2 rRNA genes are annotated in these 4,786 nt (G+C 52.5%); both read left to right on the top strand.

Annotation, left to right across the window (positions count from 1 at the left end):
- Window positions 1-10: 10 nt before the first annotated feature.
- Window positions 11-1,553: ribosomal RNA gene (locus ACH0QE_RS00295) — 16S ribosomal RNA — on the top strand.
- Between the two features lie 157 nt (window positions 1,554-1,710).
- Window positions 1,711-4,755, top strand: a 23S ribosomal RNA gene (locus ACH0QE_RS00290).
- The 16S and 23S rRNA genes sit together here, the layout of an rRNA operon.
- The last annotated feature ends 31 nt before the right edge of the window (window positions 4,756-4,786 follow it).

Below are 4,786 nucleotides of genomic sequence, written 5' to 3'. Positions count from 1 at the left end.
CAGAGGTCAGAAGTCAGATGCAAGCATCGCAAAGAAGCAATGGCATCATTTGATTGAACAATCAATCCGACTTCCGATTTCCGATCTCTGACTTCTGGAGTGGCGGACGGGTGAGTAACACGTGGGCAACCTGCCTGTAAGACTGGGATAACCCCGGGAAACCGGAGCTAATACCAGATAAGAGAACATCTCGCATGAGATGAACTAGAAAGGTGGCGCAAGCTACCACTTACAGATGGGCCCGCGGCGCATTAGCTAGTTGGTAGGGTAACGGCCTACCAAGGCGACGATGCGTAGCCGACCTGAGAGGGTGATCGGCCACACTGGGACTGAGACACGGCCCAGACTCCTACGGGAGGCAGCAGTAGGGAATCTTCCGCAATGGACGAAAGTCTGACGGAGCAACGCCGCGTGAGTGATGAAGGTTTTCGGATTGTAAAACTCTGTCATTAGGGAAGAACAAGTATAGGATGAACAAGCCTGTACCTTGACGGTACCTAAGGAGGAAGCCCCGGCTAACTACGTGCCAGCAGCCGCGGTAATACGTAGGGGGCAAGCGTTGTCCGGAATTATTGGGCGTAAAGCGCGCGCAGGCGGTTCTTTAAGTCTGATGTGAAAGCCCACGGCTCAACCGTGGAGGGTCATTGGAAACTGGAGGACTTGAGTGCAGGAGAGGGAAGTGGAATTCCACGTGTAGCGGTGAAATGCGTAGAGATGTGGAGGAACACCAGTGGCGAAGGCGACTTTCTGGCCTGTAACTGACGCTGAGGCGCGAAAGCGTGGGGAGCAAACAGGATTAGATACCCTGGTAGTCCACGCCGTAAACGATGAGTGCTAGGTGTTAGGGGTTTCGATACCCTTAGTGCCGAAGTTAACACATTAAGCACTCCGCCTGGGGAGTACGGCCGCAAGGCTGAAACTCAAAGGAATTGACGGGGGCCCGCACAAGCAGTGGAGCATGTGGTTTAATTCGAAGCAACGCGAAGAACCTTACCAGGGCTTGACATCCCGTTGCCTGGTCTAGAGATAGACCTTTCCCTTCGGGGACAACGGTGACAGGTGGTGCATGGTTGTCGTCAGCTCGTGTCGTGAGATGTTGGGTTAAGTCCCGCAACGAGCGCAACCCTTAATCTTAGTTGCCAGCATTCAGATGGGCACTCTAAGGTGACTGCCGGTGACAAACCGGAGGAAGGTGGGGATGACGTCAAATCATCATGCCCCTTATGTCCTGGGCTACACACGTGCTACAATGGCTGGTACAAAGGGTAGCGAAGCCGTGAGGTGGAGCCAATCCCAAAAAACCAGTCTCAGTTCGGATTGTAGGCTGCAACTCGCCTACATGAAGCCGGAATTGCTAGTAATCGCGGATCAGCATGCCGCGGTGAATACGTTCCCGGGCCTTGTACACACCGCCCGTCACACCACGAGAGTTTGCAACACCCGAAGTCGGTGAGGTAACCGCAAGGAGCCAGCCGCCGAAGGTGGGGTAGATGATTGGGGTGAAGTCGTAACAAGGTAGCCGTATCGGAAGGTGCGGCTGGATCACCTCCTTTCTATGGAGAAATACTCATCCTTACGGATGAGAGGCTTTTTACACTGTTTAGTTTTGAAAGAGTAATGATCCCAAGTGGATAATTCCTTTCATATTAGCGCATCAAGCGCATTGTTGTACCTTGAAAACTAGATAGCAAGAAAAGCAAGGCAAAAATAGGTTAAGCTACAAAGAGCGCACGGTGGATGCCTTGGTGCTAGGAGCCGAAGAAGGACGGGACGAACACCGATATGCCTCGGGGAGCTGTAAGTAAGCATCGATCCGGGGATTTCCGAATGGGGGAACCCATACTTCGTAATGGAAGTATACCCATCCCTGAACACATAGGGGATGAGGAGGCAACCAGGGGAACTGAAACATCTAAGTACCCTGAGGAAGAGAAAGCAAAGAAACTTGGGCCCCACCAAAGTAGTCGGAAAAAGCTACAAAGCTTTCCGTCACTTTGGTGGGACTTGAGTGCGATTCCCTAAGTAGCGGCGAGCGAAAAGGGAACAGCCTAAACCGATACCTACGGGTATCGGGGTCGTGGGGCGTCTTATGTGGAGTAAGAAAAAAGGATGGTAGTTGAACAAGTCTGGAAAGGCTGGCCAAAGAGCGTAACAGCCGCGTAAGCAAAATCATCCTTTCTCCAAGACAGACCCCGAGTACGGCGGGACACGTGAAACCCCGTCGGAATCTGGGAGGACCATCTCCTAAGGCTAAATACTCCCTAGCAACCGATAGTGAAACAGTACCGTGAGGGAAAGGTGAAAAGCACCCCGGGAGGGGAGTGAAAAAGAACCTGAAACCGTGTGCTTACAAACAGTTGGAGCACCATTCCCACCCATGAAAGTGTTACTTTCGCGGGGACCCGGGAGGTGTGACAGCGTGCCTTTTGTAGAATGAACCGGCGAGTTACGATTGCGTGCAAGGTTAAAGTGAAGAGCTGGAGCCGTAGCGAAAGCGAGTCTTAAAAGGGCGAAAGTACGTAGTCGTAGACCCGAAACCGTGTGATCTACCCATGTCCAGGGTGAAGGTGAGGTAACACTCACTGGAGGCCCGAACCCACTAGTGTTGAAAAACTAGGGGATGAGGTGTGGGTAGCGGTGAAATTCCAATCGAACTCGGAGATAGCTGGTTCTCCCCGAAATAGCTTTAGGGCTAGCCTTGGAGTAAGAATCTTGGAGGTAGAGCACTGATTGGGCTAGGGGCCCTCATCGGGTTACCGAACTCAGTCAAACTCCGAATGCCAAAGATTTATCTTCAGGAGTCAGACGGCGAGTGCTAAGATCCGTCGTCAAAAGGGAAACAGCCCAGACCATCAGCTAAGGTCCCCAAGTATACGTTAAGTGGAAAAGGATGTGGAGTTGCACAGACAACCAGGATGTTGGCTTAGAAGCAGCCACCATTCAAAGAGTGCGTAATAGCTCACTGGTCGAGTGACTCTGCGCCGAAAATGTACCGGGGCTAAACGTATCACCGAAGCTATGGATTGTGCCGTACGGCACAGTGGTAGGGGAGCGTTCTTATTGCATAGAAGTCGTACCGAAAGGAGCGGTGGAGCGATAAGAAGTGAGAATGCCGGTATGAGTAGCGAAAAGACAAGTGAGAATCTTGTCCGCCGAAAACCTAAGGTTTCCTGAGGAAGGCTCGTCCGCTCAGGGTTAGTCGGGACCTAAGCTGAGGCCGAAAGGCGTAGGCGATGGACAACAGGTTGAAATTCCTGTACTACCTTTCCTCCGTTTGAACGATGGGGGGACGCAGAAGGATAGGGGAAGCGTGCTATTGGAAATGCACGTCCAAGCGGTGAGGCTGAGTCTATAGGCAAATCCGTAGACTTAAGGCTAGGCCGTGATGGCGAGGGAAAAATAAAGTACCGAAGTCCCTGATTTCATACTGCCAAGAAAAGCCTCTAGTGAGGAGGAAGGTACCCGTACCGTAAACCGACACAGGTGGGTGAGGAGAGAATCCTAAGGCGCTCGGGAGAACTCTCGTTAAGGAACTCGGCAAAATGACCCCGTAACTTCGGGAGAAGGGGTGCCTCGATAGGGTGAAAGCCCGAGGAGGCCGCAGTGAATAGGCCCAAGCGACTGTTTAGCAAAAACACAGGTCTCTGCAAAGCCGCAAGGCGAAGTATAGGGGCTGACGCCTGCCCGGTGCTGGAAGGTTAAGGGGAGAGGTTAGTGACATTAAGTGACGAAGCTTTGAACCGAAGCCCCAGTAAACGGCGGCCGTAACTATAACGGTCCTAAGGTAGCGAAATTCCTTGTCAGGTAAGTTCTGACCCGCACGAATGGCGTAACGATTTGGGCACTGTCTCAACGAGAGACCCGGTGAAATTGTAATACCTGTGAAGATGCAGGTTACCCGCGACAAGACGGAAAGACCCCATGGAGCTTTACTGTAGCCTGATATTGGATTTTGGTACGATTTGTACAGGATAGGTGGGAGCCATAGAAGCCGGACCGCCAGGTTCGGTGGAGGCAACGGTGGGATACCACCCTGATCGTATTGAAATTCTAACCTACATCCCTAAACGGGATGAGGGACCGTGTCAGGTGGGCAGTTTGACTGGGGCGGTCGCCTCCTAAAGAGTAACGGAGGCGCCCAAAGGTTCCCTCAGAATGGTTGGAAATCATTCGCAGAGTGTAAAGGCAGAAGGGAGCTTGACTGCGAGACATACAAGTCGAGCAGGGACGAAAGTCGGGCTTAGTGATCCGGTGGTTCCGCATGGAAGGGCCATCGCTCAACGGATAAAAGCTACCCTGGGGATAACAGGCTTATCTCCCCCAAGAGTCCACATCGACGGGGAGGTTTGGCACCTCGATGTCGGCTCATCGCATCCTGGGGCTGAAGTAGGTCCCAAGGGTTGGGCTGTTCGCCCATTAAAGCGGTACGCGAGCTGGGTTCAGAACGTCGTGAGACAGTTCGGTCCCTATCTGTCGCGGGCGTAGGAAATTTGAGAGGAGCTGTCCTTAGTACGAGAGGACCGGGATGGACACACCGCTGGTGTACCAGTTGTGCCGCCAGGCGCATCGCTGGGTAGCTAAGTGTGGAAGGGATAAGCGCTGAAAGCATCTAAGCGTGAAGCCCCCCTCAAGATGAGATTTCCCATGGAGTTAGTCCAGTAAGACCCCTTAAAGATGATAAGGTTGATAGGTCCGGTGTGGAAGTACCGTAAGGTATGGAGCTGACGGATACTAATCGGTCGAGGGCTTAACCTAATTGCTTTTCTTGCTGCTAGTTTTGAAGGTA

The sequence above is a fragment of the Mesobacillus sp. genome (genome assembly GCF_047739415.1).
Classification (GTDB): domain Bacteria; phylum Bacillota; class Bacilli; order Bacillales; family Cytobacillaceae; genus Mesobacillus.
Note: the sequence above shows the minus strand (reverse complement) of the source record. Positions and strands in the feature narration are given on the sequence as shown.